This is a genomic window from Paenibacillus ehimensis NBRC 15659, assembly GCF_004000785.1.
Lineage (GTDB): Bacteria > Bacillota > Bacilli > Paenibacillales > NBRC-103111 > Paenibacillus_G > Paenibacillus_G ehimensis.
The window spans coordinates 1-17,200 of record NZ_BILX01000105.1 but is presented as its reverse complement, the minus strand read 5'-3'; the positions used below and the strand labels follow the sequence as shown (position 1 = coordinate 17,200).

Below are 17,200 nucleotides of genomic sequence, written 5' to 3'. Positions count from 1 at the left end.
GCGGGATTCGGGGTACCCGAGCCGTTCCATGACGGCCCGGCGGGTGCGGTTGCTGCCGATGGCAATAAATAACCGGCAGTCGTCGTCCCGCAGCAGCTTCGCCAGGTCCGCGACCGGCCCGTGAAGAATGCCGTCCTGGCTAAAGCTGCGCGTATACTTGTCGTCGCCGATCCCGGCCAGTCCATATTCCCCCTGAGCCCGCATCACATCGAGGACGACCTTTCCATGACCGCCTCCGCCGATCAGGACGAGCTTCTTCATGCTAGAATCCCTCCACCTTCCGGTTGCCCGTAAATTTGCTCGTCGTAGCATGCCCCGCCTGCTGAACGCCGTCGGCACGGAATACTTTTTTCACCGTCATCCATAAGATTTTCGCGTCCAGCAACAGCGACGGGTGGTCGGTGTACCATACGTCCAGCGCGAACTTCTCTTCCCAGGAGATCGCGTTTCTTCCGTTCACCTGAGCCCAGCCGGTAATGCCGGGACGGACCCAATGCCGCTTCTGCTGCTCCTCCGTATATAACGGCAAATATTCCATCAGGAGCGGCCTTGGCCCGATCAGACTCATATCTCCACGCAGTACGTTGAACAGCTGAGGCAGCTCATCCATGCTTGTTTTGCGCAGCAGCTTGCCGAAGGCGGTCAGCCGTTCCGCATCCGGCAGCAGCTCGCCCTTGCTGTCCTTCCGGTCGTTCATCGTGCGGAACTTGTACACGTGGAACGGCTTGCCGTGAAGCCCGGGACGCTGCTGTCGGAACAGCACCGGCGAGCCCAGATTCAGGCGGACCAGCAGCGCGACAAGCACGAACAAAGGTGCGAACGCGATGACCGCCGCCAAAGCAGCGGTGAAATCGAACACGCGCTTGATGCGCTGCACGGTTCTCCGTTTATCGGCCGTTTTTTTCTGTTCGATTTCCCCGTACATGCGGTTCAACCGCCCAACGACCGCCTGCTCCGTAAATTCACGCTCGATCACGCTGCGCGCTTCGCTGCCGAATCGCTTCAGCAGCTCGTCGCTGGCGAGCACCTTGTGCAGAGCGTCGGCAAACGCCTCCGGCTGCTTATAAGGGACCAACAATCCGGTCTCGTTATGCTTCACCAGCTCCCTCGTTCCGAGCACGTCGCTGGCTACCGCCGGCTTGGAGAAGGCCATCGCTTCCATCAAAAAGCGGGGAATTCCTTCCTTCTCGGAAGAGAGCACGACGATATCCGCCAGCTTAATCCAAGGGTAAATATAGCTCTGATGCCCGATCAGCCTCACTTCCTCTTCGAGGCCCAGCTCCATGATTTTCCTTCGGATTTCCGCTTCAAGCGGACCCTTCCCGGCCAGGACGCAGCAGAATTCATCCCCATGCTTGTCTTTTAGCAGACGCAGCGACTCCAGCAGAAAGGCATGATCTTTTACCGGCTCCAATCGGGCCGCCATCAGGATGATTTTCTTTCCTTCAGGGATGAGCGCGTCCTGCCGAAGCCGGTTCAGCTCGGCCTGATCGATACGGTAGCGGAACTCATCCAGCCGGTTCAAATCGACGCCGTTCCCTTCGTAGTAGACCGGCTTGCCCGGCGCCAGCTCCCGCAGCTTCTCCATATCCTCGCGGTTTTGCGAGGAAAGCGCGTCGCAGAACCGCGCGCCCAGCTTCTCCAGACTACGGTAGATGAAGCTGGTGATCCGCTTCTGTCCTTCAAAAAACGGCAGTCCGTGGCTCGTATGCAGAATCATCGGCGTCCGGGCCAGCCAGCCCGCCACCCGGCCGATTAGTCCGGCCTTCGCCGTATGCGTATGAACAATATCGAACCGCTCGCGCCGAAGCAGCGACCGCATCTGACGGATCGAACGCAGATCGTCCCAAAGATGAATTTTCCGGTTCATCGGCACGAAATGGAGCTTCAGGCGGTATCGTTTCATGAACTCCTCGTCATAACCGTCGGGAGACGAAATCAGATGAACCTCATATTCCGCCTTCTGCAGCACCGCCAGCTTATCCGCCAAAATTTTATGGGAGATGGCGCTTGTGCAAATATGAGCTACCTTCTTCATACGGTTACCCCTCGATAATATTGGCAATACCAATTCGTAAACGCCTTAATTCCGGTCTCGATGCTAATCTTGGGCGTGAAGCCGACCTCGCGCGCCAGCTCGTCGATATCGGCATACGTCGCCTTCACGTCGCCGGGCTGCATAGGCTTAAATTCGATCACCGCTTCTTTGCCGAGACATTCCTCGATCGTATGAATGAACTTCATCAAAGGAATGGGCCGGTTGTTGCCGATATTATAAATTTTATATGGCGCGTATGAGGAGGACGGGTCCGGCTCCATCCGGTTCCAACTGTCGTTGGGCACCGGAGGACGGAAGAGCAGACGCACGATGCCTTGTACGATGTCGTCGATGTAGGTGAAATCGCGCATCATCTGGCCTTCGTTAAACACTTGGATCGGCTTGCCCTCCATAATCGCCTTCGTGAACGAGAAATACGCCATGTCCGGTCTGCCCCAAGGCCCGTATACCGTGAAGAAGCGCAAGCCCGTCGTCGGCAGCCCGTACAGATGGCTGTAGGTATGGGCCATCAGCTCGTTCGCTTTTTTGGTGGCCGCATACAGGCTGACGGGATGATTGACCGCATCGGTCACGGAGAACGGCATTTTCACATTCGCCCCGTATACCGAGCTGGAGGAAGCATAGATGAGATGCGGGATGCGATGCTTGCGGGAGCTCTCCAGCATATGCAGGAAGCCGGTAATGTTGGAGTCGATGTACGCCCCCGGATTGACCATGGAATACCGCACGCCGGCTTGGGCCGCAAGATGAACGACCGCCGCAAAGTCATGGGAAGCAAACAACGCCTCCAGCGACTTTTGATCGCGCAGGTCGAAGTTGTAATGAGCGTAAGCGTCATACTCCAGCAGTCCCTTTAACCGGTCCTCCTTCAGCCTGACGTCGTAATAGTCGTTTAAGCAGTCTACCCCCACCACGGAGAAGCCTTCCTGAAGCAGCTTCGCCGAGAGATGATACCCGATAAAGCCTGCGGATCCGGTGACCAAAATTTTCATCGCTGCGCCTTCCCTTCCTTCACGAATTGAGAAAACTTTTCCCAAAACTCCTGCCGTTCCTGATCCAGCTGGTTTTTCGTATAGTTCCCCGCTTTCCGGTAGTTGGCTTGCGCTTGCTCGGCCATCCAGCGTGTGTCGGAGATATACTGCTCGATCAGCCGGGCCAGCTGCTTGTCATTGCCGGGCTTATGCAGATACCGCGGGTCGATAAGCTCCGGAATACCTCCGGCCGTCGATCCGATGACCGGACATCCCCGGCTCATGGCCTCGACCGTCGCTCTCGGCAAGCCTTCCTGGAAGCTCGGCTGCAAGTAAAGATCCACTTGATCCAGCCACTCGAATACGGCATCGCCGCTCTGCAGAACGCCGTCGAACCGGACGTGCTCCCGCAAGCCGAATTTGGCCGCCAGCTCCTCCCACGGCTCCTTGTCGCCTCCGCCGAGCACCCGGAATTCGAAGGCCGGCAGCTTCGGCTTCACCCGGGCCAACGCCTCCAGCGCCGTCGCAATGCCTTTCGTTTTGCCGTTCAGATTGCCGATCAGCCCCAGGATCACGGGCTTGGCTCCGGTCTCGATTTTGCGGAGACGCCGCTCCATGACCTCGGGGCACAGCTCCGGAATTTCCACATCGGAGCAGCCTTCGGTATATCCGCTCGTATTCGGATACCGGTGCTGCAAGAATTGCTTTGTCACGTAAATGGCAAACGGCGCTTCCTTCACCTGCGCTTTCGTCTTCAGCGTCGCAATGGGCGCATACGCCTTCCCTTGCAGATTGCCGTAATTCCACAGCGCATCCCAAGCGCAGGCGACCATCTCCACGGCAAAAGGCTTCTTGAGCTTCTTGGCAATCGCCACCGCTTCCGAGCCGATTTCGCTGGGGAGCCGGGCGATTACCGCATCCGACTGCGCGATCGATTCGGTCAGCACGCGCTCGATATAGCCTTTTTTCGTCAGCTTGTTTACCGGGTTGCTGAGGGAAGGCAGTACGACAAATTGCACATTTTTGCCGCTGGATAAGCTTTTATTCGCAATTTCCGTTTCCGAAGATATTTTTTTCGCCCGGGACGCCACCGTAATTTCGTCAAATACGGTCAAATACCGTTCCCACACCGAGTAGGGCAGCTTTCCGCTGGAAAAAAATTTCCCCGAATCGTTAAAGTAAAACGTATGGTCATGCGCCCATAATACCTTCATGGTCCTCGACCCTCTCAGATAGATTTAATAGGTTTTGCCGGGACTCCGCCGACAACGGTATGCGGGGGCACCGGCTTGGTCACGACCGCGCCGGCGGCCACTACCGCCCTGCTTCCGATGTCCACGCCCGCCAGAATGCGGCAGCCGCAGCCAATCCAGACGTCCGATTGAATCGTGATCGGCGCATAGTTGACCGGGTTGTCGCGAATCGGCAGAGCGTCGTCATCCCAAGCGTGCTCGAATGAAATCATCGAGGTTTGATGCGCAATCGACACGTCGTTATCGATCGTGATGCCGCCTCCCGCATCCAGATAGCACTGCTTATGTATGCTTACATTGCTGCCGATGGAGAGCTTCTCCCAATGCTTTATCTCCACAGACCGGCCGACGAAGACGTTATCGCCGCACTTCGGGATCAACCGTTTGAGAAGGCAGTAGCGCGTTGCGAGCCCCAAGGGCTCCGGCAGCAGGTCGGTCGCGTGCCACCCGCTCTTGAGCAGAGGCTTCGGAACAATCGAGAACAGCGCCGTAAGCAGGTTCAGAAATCCTTTGTAGCGATGAAATTTGTCCCTTCCTCGGATGGCAAGCCTCTCCTTTCTTTGAATGCGCCGCTTTTGGCCGGAATAACCACGCGAGCGTATATGCGTTCATCATGTAGAGAATGGGCACGACAGGCACTTTTTTCCTGACCATGTTATCCCCGATCGTCCCTACCCCGTACTCCAGATTCCGCTCGGTCACGGTGACGAAGCCGACCAATACCAGCGTACAGCCGAAGGTGAACAGCAGAACAAGGCACATCGCAAAAAACGAACGCGTCTCCTTATGGCGCAAGAACACCGTCACGGACAGCCCGAACGAAATCATCATATAGACCGCCTCCGCCGTCCGCATCACGAACTCCGTGTCCCAATTGAACGCTTTGAACGGATTCGGAGAGATGAACAGAAAGACCGTGAGCATGAACGAATTCAGAAGCCCGGTCAGCCCCACCTTCCAGAACACTATGCCCAGCGCAGCGACGAGCATGAGCAAGGCGGCCTTGAAGCTTCGGCGGAACAGAAAGTAAAAGGACAAAATATAGACGATCGAATAATCTCTGAGCATGGTCGTGTAGAACAACACGATGATAAACAAAATGTATCTTCGGTTTAATAAAAGCTGGGTGCACAATAGGCCAAGAAAGGCGCACGTGATGTCCTTGCCGAATACGGAGGACATATACATCAGCGCCGGACTTGCGAGCAGCCCGATAATCAGCACCGCGTTATACGTTCGTTTGCCCGACTCCGAAAGCTCGTACGGGAAAAACCTGTCGTTCAGCCGGTACGTCATATTGCAGCACAGCACGAGCAAAAAGGAATTGAACGTAATGATGACAAGCGGATCGGCCAAATCCAGAAATTTATAAAACGGCATGTACAGCAGCCCGAACACCGGATACGCCGAAGAATTCAGCCAATTGTCCGTAATGTGCTCCGTCGCATAACGGAGAAAGTCGTTTAACTGCGGATAAAACGTCACCTGACGGAAATAGCCTCTGGCATCCGGGCCGAACAAAGGGTCCGTCGTCAGGGCATACATCCCTTTGCCGATCAGCATCACCATGAGCCCGATATAGAGAACGGCCGGCTGGTTGGGCCATTTCAGCATGACGAAAAAGGGAAGCAGCAAAATAAAGAAAAAGACAAGCCCGACGTCGAGATCCAATTGGGTTACCCATTTGGTCGTCAGCATCAACAGCACGGCGTACATCCAAAGCAGCATCGTTTGCACGAAGGGATTATCCCTTGCAGGCGGCAGGTCAACCTTCCGCTCAAGCATGATAAATGCTCTCCAGCCGCCGGATGCTTTCGCGGATATCGTAGCCGTGCTTTTTCAGGAAACGATGCCTCGTCGGCCAATCCGGCGCAGCCGAACGTCCCAGTATTCCCCTGATCTTGTCGACCCATACCTCGGGCTGCAGCTTCAGATGCTCCACCATACCGAAGCTCAGGTCGGCTTCAACTGGTACATGCTCCGACACGAGGCTGGGCACGCCGCCGGCCTGCGCTTCGATGACGACAATGCCCAAGCCTTCGAATAGCGACGGCAGCAGGAACACATCGAAAGCGCCGATAATTTCCGGAATGTCTTTGCGTGCGCCCAGGAAACGGACCTGCCCCCGAATGCCCAGCGTTTCGGCAAGCCGCTCCATCTCCTCGCGCAATCTTCCGTCTCCGACCAGCACGAGCTGCGCCTCGGGAACCTCCTTGACCAATAAGGAGAAGGTCTCCAGAACGAAACGGTGATTCTTCTCTTCGCTGAACCGACCGATATGCCCCACCACCGGAACCGACGGGTCGTTCACTCCGATACGCTGCCTGAGCCCGCTCCGATCCGTGGGCAGCTGCTCGTACGGCAGCAGATTGATCGCATTGGGCAGCAGCTCCGTGCGGGTATCCTTCCAGCAGCGGGCCCCGAACAGCGATTCGCATGCCGGCCTGGAGCAGCCGATCAGATGCGTGCTGTGCTTTAAAATCAGCGATTTCATGTACTGGCGGTACAAGGCGCGGAACAGCGTCGTCCGCTGTTCGGCGTTCACCGTATGACTGTGGCACACGCGAACCGGGACGCCGATCTCCTTGGCCAGCTTCAGCACATACCCGCTGAATTGGAAGATATGGCTATGAATGGCGGCATATGGACCATTTTCTCTTACGTTATGCAGGAATTGCTCCCGAAACGGCCCAAGCCCTTTCCGGGGATGCGGCTGCAGCAGGATTTTCCCGCCCAGCTCGCGAATCTCGCGGTCGTAGAACCCTTCGCCTTCCAGTTGGACCGCAAAATGAAATTCGAACCGCTCCCGGTCGATGTTCCTGTAAATGTTCATTAACAGTGTCTCGACGCCGCCGGGGTCCATTTTTCCGACAACGTGCAATATTTTAATCGCGCTCATCTTCCCCTCCCGGATGACTGCATCCTTTGGCTATGATTTGCTTCCAATCCGTCCCGGCATCCATACGCCGGTCACGATCTGCATCGATTGCTTGACCTTGAACATCATGCTGAAATAGCAGAACGCCGTCGACAGCAGGTTCGCCAAGGCCGCTCCCATCATGCCGAGACCCGGAATCAGCAGCAGATTAAACGCCACATTCAGAACGGTAGATATCATCAAGATCCGGCTGGACGCGCGCTGCTGCCCGGTCATCGTCATGACCGTTCCGGATTGACCGCAATAGGAATGCACGAGATGGCTGAGCGACAGCAGAATAAGCGCGGTCGTGCCCGCTTTGAACTCTTCCCCGAACAAGCCCAGAATCCACTGGCCCAGCAGCAAAATCGTCAGGAAGACCAGACCGGCGAAGGCGAACCCCGATCGGCCGGACAGCGTGCATACCTTTTGCATTTGCTTCAAGTCGCCTCTGGCATACGACTCCGAAATCATCGGCGCCGCAATCATATTGATCGACGTAATGGCAAACGAAACCATCGTCGCGATCCGAACGGCCGCCGAGAAAATGCCGGACTCGCTCGTGCCGTGCATCATGCCGATCATCACGACGCTGAGCTGTCCCAGAATCAGATACATGCCCGAATTCACCATCAAGGTCAGCGATTCCGACAGCCAATGCTTCGTTTGAAACCGGTGCGGATAGTCTCGCGTATGGGGCGTCAGCTTTCGGTTAAGCACCCAGGCCCCGAACAAATACGACAGCAGCATCGACCCGACAAAGATGATCATCGCTTCGAAAGCGCCGGCTTTGACGTGAAATATGACCGTATATGCATACAAAATGACGATGCAAAATACGGGGCGCAGCACCTTCTCCGGCAGTTGGGCAACCAGCACTTGCTTGAGCGCCAGCAGCGAGCTTTGCCTTAACGTCGCCGTGGCCATCAAAGGAATGATCAGCAAGCCGGTCAAAAACGTGTAATAAAGCTCGCCTTGACCGTTGCCATACATCACGTAAATGACCACGCCGCTAATTCCCATCAGCACGAGCGACACGAGCAAGGTCAGTTGATTCGCCCGGCGCAGCAAGCCTCTGACTTCGCCCCATAGCTGGTCCGCCTCGTAAGAAGACACGAACCGGACAATCGCCGTATCGAAGCCGAGGTTGGCGGGAAAAGCCACGAAGGTGATCACCGTCATGACAAAAGCATAATATCCGTAGCTGACGACCCCGAGCAGCCTGGCCAGCACGACCTGCATCAATACGGCAAGCCCGACGCCGGCCACATTCATCATGAACGATAGGGAGCCGCTTTTTGCGAGAATTCGGGAAACGTTCGTTTCCGTCCGATGTAACGTCGTCTGTTTCATACATACCTTCTTCTTCGTTAGTCTGAATCCCGGAAACGCTGCAGGCCGTTTCAGCGCCTGTTAGGAAACGTTGCTGTACGTAGGCACCAGATGCTTGAGCACCTCGCGGATTTCCTGCTGCCCTTTGCCGAGCACCCGCTCCAGCTTGCGGATCTCGAACTCCAGCTCCGTCCGGTTAATATTCATCGGCTTGCCGATGAAGATCCGGTCATGCATCGTCGAGGTGATACCTTCTTCGCTTGTTAACAGCTCTTCATACAGCTTCTCGCCTTCCCGCATGCCCGTAAATTCAATGTTGATGTCGACATTCGGCTCGAAGCCGGACAAACGGATCAAGTCGGCCGCCAGATCGTAAATCTTCACGGGGGCGCCCATATCCAGAATGAATACCTCGCCGCCCTTGGCAAAGGCGCCCGCCTGGATGACAAGCTGAACCGCCTCCGGGATCGTCATGAAGTAGCGCACCATCTCCGGATGGGTGACCGTCACCGGACCGCCCCGCTGAATCTGCTCCTTAAACCGGGGAATGACGCTGCCCCGGGAGCCCAGCACGTTGCCGAAGCGGACGGCGACGAACTTCGTTTGGCTCTGCTTATCCAAGCTTTGAATGAACATTTCGGCGATCCGCTTCGTCGTCCCCATCACGCTCGTCGGATTGACCGCCTTGTCCGTGGAGATCAAGACGAACCGCTCCGCTTGGAACTGATCGGCGCACTCGGCGACATTTTTCGTGCCGAATACGTTATTCTTGACCGCCTCGGAAGGATTACGCTCCATCAACGGCACATGTTTGTGGGCGGCCGCATGGAAAACCACCTGCGGTCGATGATGGCTGAACAGCTCCTCCAGCCTCGTCCGGTCCTGCACATCGGCGATGACCGTCTCCAATTCGAGCTCCGGCGCAAGCCGCCGCATTTCCATCTCAATCGTATAAATGCTGTTTTCGCCATGTCCCAGCAGCAGCAGCTTCCGGGGGCGGAAAGGGGCAATCTGCCGGCACAGCTCCGAGCCGATCGAACCGCCGGCACCCGTCACGAGGACGATCTTATCCTCCACATAATTGGCGATGCCGTCCAAGTCCGTCTTGATCGGATCTCTCCCGAGCAAATCCTCCACCTGAACGTCGCGCACTTGGTTTAAAGTGGTTTTGCCTGCGATAATTTCCTGCAGATGAGGAATAATTTTCAGGCGGGCTTTCGTTTGCTTGCAGATGTTAATAATGTCCGTGATCTGCGTCTTGGACACCGAAGGCATCGCAATAATCACTTCGTCGATGCCGTGCTTTTCGACAATCGCCGGAATCTGTTCACGGCCGCCCAGTACTGGGAGACCGTACACTTGAAGCTTTTGCTTATAAGGATCGTCATCGACGAACGCAAACGGCATCGTGTCGTAATTCTCGTTGCTCTTCAGCTCCTTGGCAAACAGCGTTCCGCAGCTTCCCGCTCCGACGATGAGCGCCTTCTTCGGTTCGTCCGCCCCTTGCCGCTTGCCGCCGAACTTGTCGCAGAACACTCTCCATACGAACCGGCTGCCGCCGAGCAGCAGCAGCATCGTTTCGGCGGTATGCAAGGCGATCGTGAACGAAACCGGCTGGGCCGAGATCGCATTCGTCGCCAAGTAAGACACCAGACTGCTGACCGCCACCGTTTTCGTCATCGATAGCAGTTCGCCGATACTCGCATATTGCCAGATCCGATTATACAGCTTGAAGAGAAACATAAACGCTGTACTCACGATGGAAGAAATCGTCCCATACAGCAGCCACAGCTGCATCTGATCGGCCGGAATGGAGCTTTTATACGCGAAGTAAAAGGCAAAATAGACGCTAAGCCATACCATACCGAGATCGATTGCGACCAAAATCCCCGTTCTCTTGGAATAATTCATCGTTCTTCCTCCCACAGGTTTTATTCGTTGCCATAGTAATAATAGGCATTGCCGGATGGCCGGGCGATTCGGTTAAGTACGACGCCCAGAAGGTTGGCCTGCACTAACTCCAACGAGCTTTTCGCTTTCTGGACCATGTCCCGTTTGATTTTCCCCGAATCGACCACGAGAATGACGCCGTCGCACTTGGCGGCAATAATTTGCGCGTCGGTTACCGCAAGCACCGGAGGCGTATCAAGCAGGACGATGTCATATTGCCGTTTTAGTTCCTCCAGCAGTCCGGTCATTTTTTGCGAAGCAAGAATCTCCGACGGATTAGGTGGAATAGAACCCGAGGTCATCACCTCCAGATTCGGAATATCGGTTGCCTTGACCGCCATGTCCAGCGTGCATTGAGAGGTAAGCATATCCGTCAGTCCGTACCGATTGGATAGATGGAACGTATGATGCGCCGTCGGCTTGCGCAGGTCGGCATCGATCAGCAGCACCTTCTTATTCGATTGAGCGTATACGACAGCCAGATTATTGATTGTCGTCGATTTCCCCTCCATCGGACTGGAGGACGTTACCATTAACGTCCGGTAAAGCCGGTCGACGGAGGAGAACTGGATATTCGTGCGCAGCGTCCGGTAGGATTCGGATATGGGCGATTTGGGATGGCTGTGCGCAATGACGGGACGCCGTTTAACGGACCTGGACATTCGATAGTTCACCAACCTTTCGCTCGGACGATAAGGACCCTTTGTTCTTTTCCAGATCCTGTTCATCGATTTGGGTAATTAAAGCAAGCGTCGGCAAGCCCAGATAGCGCTCAACGTCCGCTTCCGATTTGATCGTATCGTCCATATATTCCAGCAAAAAGGCGAGCCCGACGGAAAGCATAAGCGAAGCCAGAAACCCGAGCGCAATATTCAATAACGGGTCCGGCTTAATAGGACGGGGCTGCTTGGCCGGGTCGGCCTGGTTCAACAAAATGACGTTATCGACCTTCATGATTTTTGGAATCTGGCTTTGAAACACCTGGAACACGGCATTGACAATGTTGGCCGCCTTCTCGTAGGACGAATCCTGAATCGAGATGGTGAGCACCTGGGTCTCGTTGACCGAGCTCAGCTTGATCTTGTTGATCAATTGCTCGGAGGTCATGCCGAACTCGGGATGCTCCTTCGCCACAATGTCCATGATGGCCGGGGTCTTAATAATTTCCTTGTAGGTCGTGACGAGCGAAATATTCGTATTTACGGAGTTTAAGTCCAATTTCACCACACCGCCTTGATCGGGCGACGAGTTAATAATCAGCTTCGTCGAAGCTTCATACACGGGCTTCATGAAAAAATAGCTCACGATACCGGCAGCGGTACAACTAATCGCGACGATGAGAACAATCAGCCATAGACGTTTGCGCAATATACTCATCACCGCTTTTAAATCGAAATCCATGGTCACGTTATAAATAGCCTCGCTTTCGTTTGTGGTGATTTTCCGAATTGCTCTGTTCTTTATAACGAACGATTCCTCCTAAAAAAACTCGGTAGTTGGGTGAAGAATAAACTCTTGCGAACTTTCGGAACCGGCCTCCAAATTTCAAAGCTCCGGTCCTTGAGCAAGGATTCCGCATTATGCTGGTAATACTTCACATAATCACCGCCGAGCTTCTCGGTCACGATGCCGTAAGCCCGCTGCAAATGAAAGGGGCGGCGAACGGCATCATGCGCATCCGACGCGATAAAATGCACCAGATTTCTTCGGCAGAGCTCCAAAGCAACCGAGCGGACCCGAGGTCCGAAATAACCCGTGATGGAATGGGAAGTCACTTGCGCGAGAGCACCGTACTCGACCAGCCTCAGCAGCTTGTCCGGCTGCTCCGCAATCTCCTTATTGCGTTCCGGATGGGCAATGACCGCCGTCAAGTTTCGAATCGAGAGCTCGTGAAGAATCTCCTCGACCCGGTCGGGAAGCTTGGACGACGGGAATTCGATCAAGATGTAGGATGACCCGTTCAGAGTCAACAATTGATTCGCATAAAAATCGTCAAGCCACTGCGGGTGAGTATGAATCTCTTGACCGCTGCAAATCGTTAAAGGGATCTGGTGCCGTACGAGCTGTTCCTGGAACAACGACACCGCCGTTTCGACAGTTTGTGCAGGATTACAATAGCTGCCCTTTCGATGATGAGGCGTGGCGACGATCGTCGATATCCCTTCCCGAACGGCCAAACGAGCGAGCTCAAGCGACTGCTCCAAGCTGGCAGGACCATCATCCAAACCATGAAGAACGTGACTATGTATGTCGATCAATGTCTGCTTCCTCCTGCTTATCCCGGCTATGTAAATTATGGCACATTTTCAAAGCAAACGATGAGGGAGCAGAGTTGTGTATTTGATTAGTTAAAAATGATTATTTTTCATTCATGGATATAGGATTTAACAGGCTCTTAATGTAATAAAATATACAATTTACGAAAGGTTTTACCCATTTAATGTAACGGATTGCATAAACTTTAATAAAAATATACAAAAATTTACATTCATAGTTTTTTAAAGAATGAAAGCGTTTTTGTTTTTCATGAAAATGGAGAAAAGCTCTTTCATGCAGAGGCCTCGCGAGGTTTTTTAAAAAAATGTGAACTCCACCCTCTTGGGTATATTTGGAACACAAAATTTAGTCGATTTTGGGACTTTGGATTGACTACAGGTAAAAACACCCAATATCATGAGCAAATTGGAAAAAAAGAAAACCAAGCGCTCCTCCCTGCAAAACGAACTATGTCTGGGTCATTGAACACATTTTTTTGTGCCCCTAAGGCCCAGAAATAGGAAGGGCACCCAGCTACTGAATGGCCGGATGCCCTTATTTTCAGTTTAAAGCTTGCGCCAGACGAATAAGCAGATCGCCGAGCTCTGCCGGAATTTTCTTTCCTCTTAATGCCGAAACTTCACGGATATAGGCGTGAGGTTGCTTATGCTCCAGCTTTTTCACCAGCGAATTGACTATACCATGACCGCCCGGGCCCGTCACCAATTGGCGCGTCACGTTCGCTAGACTCCCATAGGTAACCTGTACCGTATACGTTGCGGAGGTGACCGTCGTATGGCCCGCTTGATCCTGGGCCGTTGCCGTCACGGTTCCTGTGCCAAGGGGAAGCCTATAAGCCGGCTGATCGATTATCGCTTCGCCGCAAGAGCTGTACACGATGCCGGATACCGTATCCGTGGCCGTACAAACGACCAGTACCCGTTGATCGACCGTATACCCTCCTGTACCGACCATCTGCACAAGCGGCGGCGTTTTGTCGATGGAGACGACAACGGATTGCGGCGGCTCCATATTGCCTGCCTTATCGGTCGAACGGAACGCCACCGTGTGCGACCCTTCTTTATTTATAAGCAGCGGTTCCCGGTAAAGCTGCCACTGGCTTCCGCCGTTCAGACTGTATTCCGTCCGTTCGATGCCCGACTGTGCATCTGCCGCCGTCAGCTTTAGCGTCACATCCGATATAAACCAGCTGCCCCGCCGCTCTCCTTCCAGCTTCGCTGTCGTCACAGGCGCGTCGCGGTCCGTCTGATGGATCACCGTTATTTGATTGCTCGCTGCGCTTTCGTTATGCAGTCTGTCGCTGGCCGTCACCACGTAAGTATATGTTTTTCCGTCAGCCGCTATCGGATCTACGATCTTGTGCACGGGAGACGCCCCAATTTTACGTACCGAGGCGACAATCGCTTCGGGATGCTCCAGCCCTGAGACCTCCTTCCCTTCAAAACGGTAAACTACATAATACGACTCATCCTCAGACCCGCCGCCTTCCCAGCTCAGCTCTATTCCACCATCTTGGCGTACCGCAGGTTGCAGAACCGGCGCTACGGGCGCTTGCGCATCCAGCCAAGGCATAGCGGGGATGAGCGCCCGGTGCGGGTACAAGTCTTGCTTCAGACGGTTTCCAAACCCCAGCGCGTTGGCAAGCAAATCTTTGGCCGAGAAAAACATGCTGCCCCGGATCGTCTCAAAATTGCGGTTAAAGACAAGCTGGTTAGGCAGTTCGTCCGGGTTTTGCCATGCGGGATCCGCCGAGCCGATCCGGTAAGGGGCCTGCCCGATGTACAGGTGAACGTTCTTCCCTTGCGTTTCCTTGGTCCACCAATCGATCAGCTTCTCGTAGGCGGCCGGCGAATAGCCGAAATTCCAGTAAATTTGCGGGGCAATGTAGTCCAGCCAGCCTTGCTGTATCCACGTTCGCGTATCCGCATACAAATCGTCGTAATTCCGCAGACCGTTCGTGTCCGAGCCCGTAGGGTCATCCGTTTTGTTTCTCCATATTCCGAAAGGGCTGATCCCGAATTTGACATGACTTTTTTCTCGATGGATCGCCGTGCTTAATTCCTGAACGAGTCTGTTGACATTGTTCCTCCGCCAATCGGCCTTATGGCCGAAGCCTTCGCCGTATTGCCGGTACGTGGCTTCATCGGGAAAATCGACGCCGGCAGCAGGATATGGATAAAAATAGTCATCCATATGAACGCCGTCGATGTCGTAGTTTTTCACCACCTCAAGCACGCTTCCGATAACAAAATCTTTCACCGCCGGAATCCCGGGATTGTACAACAGCCGTCCTCCATAGGCCACGACCCAGTCCGGATGCTGCCGGGCCGGATGCTCCGCCACCAGCTTATCGATCCGGTCCTGCATGCTGACCCGGTAAGGATTGAACCAAGCGTGAAACTCCAAGTTCCGCTTATGAGCCTCCTCGACCATAAAAGCCAATGGATCGTATCCGGGATCTTGGCCTTGAACGCCGGTAAGCCACTCCGACCACGGCCCGTACTTTGAAGGATAGAACGCATCGGCTGTCGGCTTCACCTGCACGATCACGGCGTTCATTCCCAAAGCCTGAAGCTCATCCAGCATCCGGGAAAAATCGCGCTTTTGCTCCCCGGGCGTTACGACTCCTTTTTTCGGCCAGTCAATATTTTCCACCGAGGCAATCCAAGCGGCTCTCAGCTCCCGTTTCGGCGTCGCGGTCGGTTGGTTGACGACGAGCATTTTGTCGCTGGATTTCCCCCCGAAGCTCGCCGTAATTCGGGTGGCTCCCACTTTCAATGCCGTTACGGTACCGGTCGAATCGACCCACGCTATCTCGGGATTGCTGCTCTTATAGGCCGAACTGCCTGTCACGTCCACCGGCTCATTCATCATTGAGTAGGTAGCGGCTACTTTGGCTTGCTGCGTTTGTCCTACGTTCATCGCCTTGATTTGGGCAAGCTCAATTTTTTGCAAAATGGGGACCGGCTTGTTCACCGTAAGCGTGTAACTGGAGGTCCGGCCGCCGAAGCTTACCGTAATAACGGCTTCCCCGTCCTTCATCGCCTTGAGCTTCCCGGTCGTGTCGATTGCCGCTACTTCAGGATTGCTGCTTTGGTAGGAAACGCCGCTGACGATCTCTACAGGCTCGCTGTTGGATGGATACGCAGCAAATACTTTTACCGAATCCGTTTCGCCCACGGTCAACGTGGCGGAAGCCGAAAGCTCGATGCTCTGCGGCATCGGAGCCTCCGCCGTCACCGTTAAGGAAAATAGAGCCTTTGGCGCATTAGCCGTAGTCGCCGAAATCGTCGTCGTCCCAGGCTGCAGTGCCTTTACGAGGCCGGACTCGTCTATCGTCGCTACGGTTGGGTTGCTGCTCGCATAGACGACCCTGCCCGTAACTTCAACCGGCTCCGTGCTTCCGCTATACGTTCCGTATACCTTAGCCTGCAAGGTATCTCCGCTTTTCATCGGCGTCAAGCCTTGAAAGTCCAGCGCATATAGACTTAAGTCCGCATAAAAAGCGGTCAACCTGTCAAAATACAAGATCCCCCCGTTTTTATTATTGTCATTGGTTTCGACGATATAAATTTGGGTTAGCTTTATAGGCAGCATCATGCCGGCGGGAACGGAGGCCGTAACGTATTTCCAACCGACCCAGCTTAACCCGCCGCTTCCCGTAAAATCGGTTGTCGTCTTTTTACCGGAAGCATCCTGCAGCTGGGCTCGCAGCCAGTGATTGTTTCCGTCCCCGTATATCCACATGCCGAGCTTTTGAGGGGAAGCTTCCAGCGTGCGCCCGGTAGAGCCATCGGCATCTTTAAAATGAATATAGGCCGCAGAGGTGCCAATCGTCCCGGCAAAATCATAAGCAAGCGCCCCGGAGCGGTATCCGTTTCTTACGGGCCCCGGTCTCCCGGACATCGTCAAAGAGACTGCATTCGCCCTGACCGAAGAGGCATAAAGGTTTGCCCCGTTCTCGAAATCGTCGATCGACACAGAGGAGTTGGTCGTCAGAGAAACAGCTTCGTTCTTCTCTTCCGCATAAGCAAAATTAGTATTGCCATGAACCGCAGGAAACATCAAATGAATAAGTAATAAAACCGTTATGAAAGCGATTCCATTTTTAATTATAAAAAAGCCTGTGCTTTTCATCGGATCCCCTCCGCAGCCTGATAATGAATTGAAATTCCTTGCTATCGCTGAATTTCATTCTTGATCAGCTCCGCATCCCTCCGCTTCCCATGTTATGTATACGTCACGTTCTAAAAGCAAAACACTTCCACATAATGCCAAACGGCCAATCACTCATCATTATAGACTCCCGGGAATTTAATTTCAACAAAATTATGAACGATAAAATTTTATTTCGTTTTCTGTGATTCATGCTTTCGGCAATGTACAACTGCAGCTAAAGGAAAACACAAAAAAGAACCCCAATTTGAGGTTCTTCTTCTGT

General features: G+C 54.0%; 13 protein-coding genes. All 13 read right to left on the bottom strand.

Annotated elements, in window-relative coordinates; translation table 11 throughout:
• Positions 1-261 (bottom strand): PglD-related sugar-binding protein (locus tag PEH01S_RS31715; RefSeq protein ID WP_456320099.1); only part of this gene is annotated, 261 nt, incomplete at its 3' end.
• Between the two features lies 1 nt (position 262).
• The gene (locus PEH01S_RS36045; protein WP_127490176.1) at positions 263-2,038 is read right to left on the bottom strand and encodes a sugar transferase; all 1,776 of its coding nucleotides are present in this window, start codon (positions 2,036-2,038) and stop codon (positions 263-265) included.
• On the bottom strand, positions 2,035-3,051 hold the full coding sequence (locus PEH01S_RS31705) for an NAD-dependent epimerase (RefSeq protein ID WP_025845523.1): 1,017 nt from the start codon (positions 3,049-3,051) through the stop codon (positions 2,035-2,037). The genes PEH01S_RS36045 and PEH01S_RS31705 overlap by 4 nt, the downstream gene beginning before the upstream one ends.
• Entirely contained in the window at positions 3,048-4,244 is a 1,197-nt protein-coding gene (locus PEH01S_RS31700; protein ID WP_025845525.1) for a glycosyltransferase family 4 protein, read from the bottom strand. Before PEH01S_RS31700 ends, PEH01S_RS31705 begins: the two co-directional genes overlap by 4 nt.
• A 14-nt stretch (positions 4,245-4,258) precedes the next feature.
• Positions 4,259-4,699: an acyltransferase gene (locus PEH01S_RS35935; RefSeq protein WP_281281549.1), complete on the bottom strand. Its 441-nt coding sequence runs from the start codon at positions 4,697-4,699 to the stop codon at positions 4,259-4,261.
• The gene (locus tag PEH01S_RS31690; protein ID WP_127490175.1) at positions 4,641-6,068 is read right to left on the bottom strand and encodes a hypothetical protein; all 1,428 of its coding nucleotides are present in this window, start codon (positions 6,066-6,068) and stop codon (positions 4,641-4,643) included. Before PEH01S_RS31690 ends, PEH01S_RS35935 begins: the two co-directional genes overlap by 59 nt.
• A complete protein-coding gene (locus tag PEH01S_RS31685) occupies positions 6,061-7,182 on the bottom strand; it encodes a glycosyltransferase (protein ID WP_127490174.1) in 1,122 nt (373 codons plus the stop codon). Before PEH01S_RS31685 ends, PEH01S_RS31690 begins: the two co-directional genes overlap by 8 nt.
• 30 nt (positions 7,183-7,212) lie before the next feature.
• The gene (locus tag PEH01S_RS31680; RefSeq protein ID WP_127490173.1) at positions 7,213-8,553 is read right to left on the bottom strand and encodes a flippase; all 1,341 of its coding nucleotides are present in this window, start codon (positions 8,551-8,553) and stop codon (positions 7,213-7,215) included.
• Positions 8,554-8,613: 60 nt separating this feature from the next.
• Positions 8,614-10,443: a polysaccharide biosynthesis protein gene (locus PEH01S_RS31675; RefSeq protein WP_127490172.1), complete on the bottom strand. Its 1,830-nt coding sequence runs from the start codon at positions 10,441-10,443 to the stop codon at positions 8,614-8,616.
• 20 nt (positions 10,444-10,463) lie between these two features.
• On the bottom strand, positions 10,464-11,144 hold the full coding sequence (locus PEH01S_RS31670) for a CpsD/CapB family tyrosine-protein kinase (RefSeq protein ID WP_025845535.1): 681 nt from the start codon (positions 11,142-11,144) through the stop codon (positions 10,464-10,466).
• Positions 11,128-11,883 carry a YveK family protein gene (locus PEH01S_RS31665; RefSeq protein ID WP_174807190.1) on the bottom strand — a complete coding sequence of 252 codons (756 nt, stop codon included), beginning with the start codon at positions 11,881-11,883 and terminating at the stop codon, positions 11,128-11,130. The genes PEH01S_RS31670 and PEH01S_RS31665 overlap by 17 nt, the downstream gene beginning before the upstream one ends.
• A 59-nt stretch (positions 11,884-11,942) precedes the next feature.
• A complete protein-coding gene (locus tag PEH01S_RS31660) occupies positions 11,943-12,740 on the bottom strand; it encodes a tyrosine-protein phosphatase (RefSeq protein ID WP_025845538.1) in 798 nt (265 codons plus the stop codon).
• 559 nt (positions 12,741-13,299) lie between these two features.
• The gene (locus tag PEH01S_RS31655) at positions 13,300-16,896 is read right to left on the bottom strand and encodes a family 10 glycosylhydrolase (protein ID WP_127490170.1); all 3,597 of its coding nucleotides are present in this window, start codon (positions 16,894-16,896) and stop codon (positions 13,300-13,302) included.
• Between the last annotated feature and the right edge of the window lie 304 nt (positions 16,897-17,200).

Bases quoted from the DNA above. Each gene is read 5' to 3' on its own strand.
- PEH01S_RS36045 (WP_127490176.1), bottom strand. From the start codon at position 2,038: ATGAAGAAGGTAGCTCATATTTGCACAAGCGCCATCTCCCATAAAATT.
- PEH01S_RS31705 (WP_025845523.1), bottom strand. From the start codon at position 3,051: ATGAAAATTTTGGTCACCGGATCCGCAGGCTTTATCGGGTATCATCTC.
- PEH01S_RS31700 (WP_025845525.1), bottom strand. From the start codon at position 4,244: ATGAAGGTATTATGGGCGCATGACCATACGTTTTACTTTAACGATTCG.
- PEH01S_RS31690 (WP_127490175.1), bottom strand. From the start codon at position 6,068: ATGCTTGAGCGGAAGGTTGACCTGCCGCCTGCAAGGGATAATCCCTTC.
- PEH01S_RS31685 (WP_127490174.1), bottom strand. From the start codon at position 7,182: ATGAGCGCGATTAAAATATTGCACGTTGTCGGAAAAATGGACCCCGGC.
- PEH01S_RS31680 (WP_127490173.1), bottom strand. From the start codon at position 8,553: ATGAAACAGACGACGTTACATCGGACGGAAACGAACGTTTCCCGAATT.
- PEH01S_RS31675 (WP_127490172.1), bottom strand. From the start codon at position 10,443: ATGAATTATTCCAAGAGAACGGGGATTTTGGTCGCAATCGATCTCGGT.
- PEH01S_RS31670 (WP_025845535.1), bottom strand. From the start codon at position 11,144: ATGTCCAGGTCCGTTAAACGGCGTCCCGTCATTGCGCACAGCCATCCC.
- PEH01S_RS31665 (WP_174807190.1), bottom strand. From the start codon at position 11,883: ATGGATTTCGATTTAAAAGCGGTGATGAGTATATTGCGCAAACGTCTA.
- PEH01S_RS31655 (WP_127490170.1), bottom strand. From the start codon at position 16,896: ATGAAAAGCACAGGCTTTTTTATAATTAAAAATGGAATCGCTTTCATA.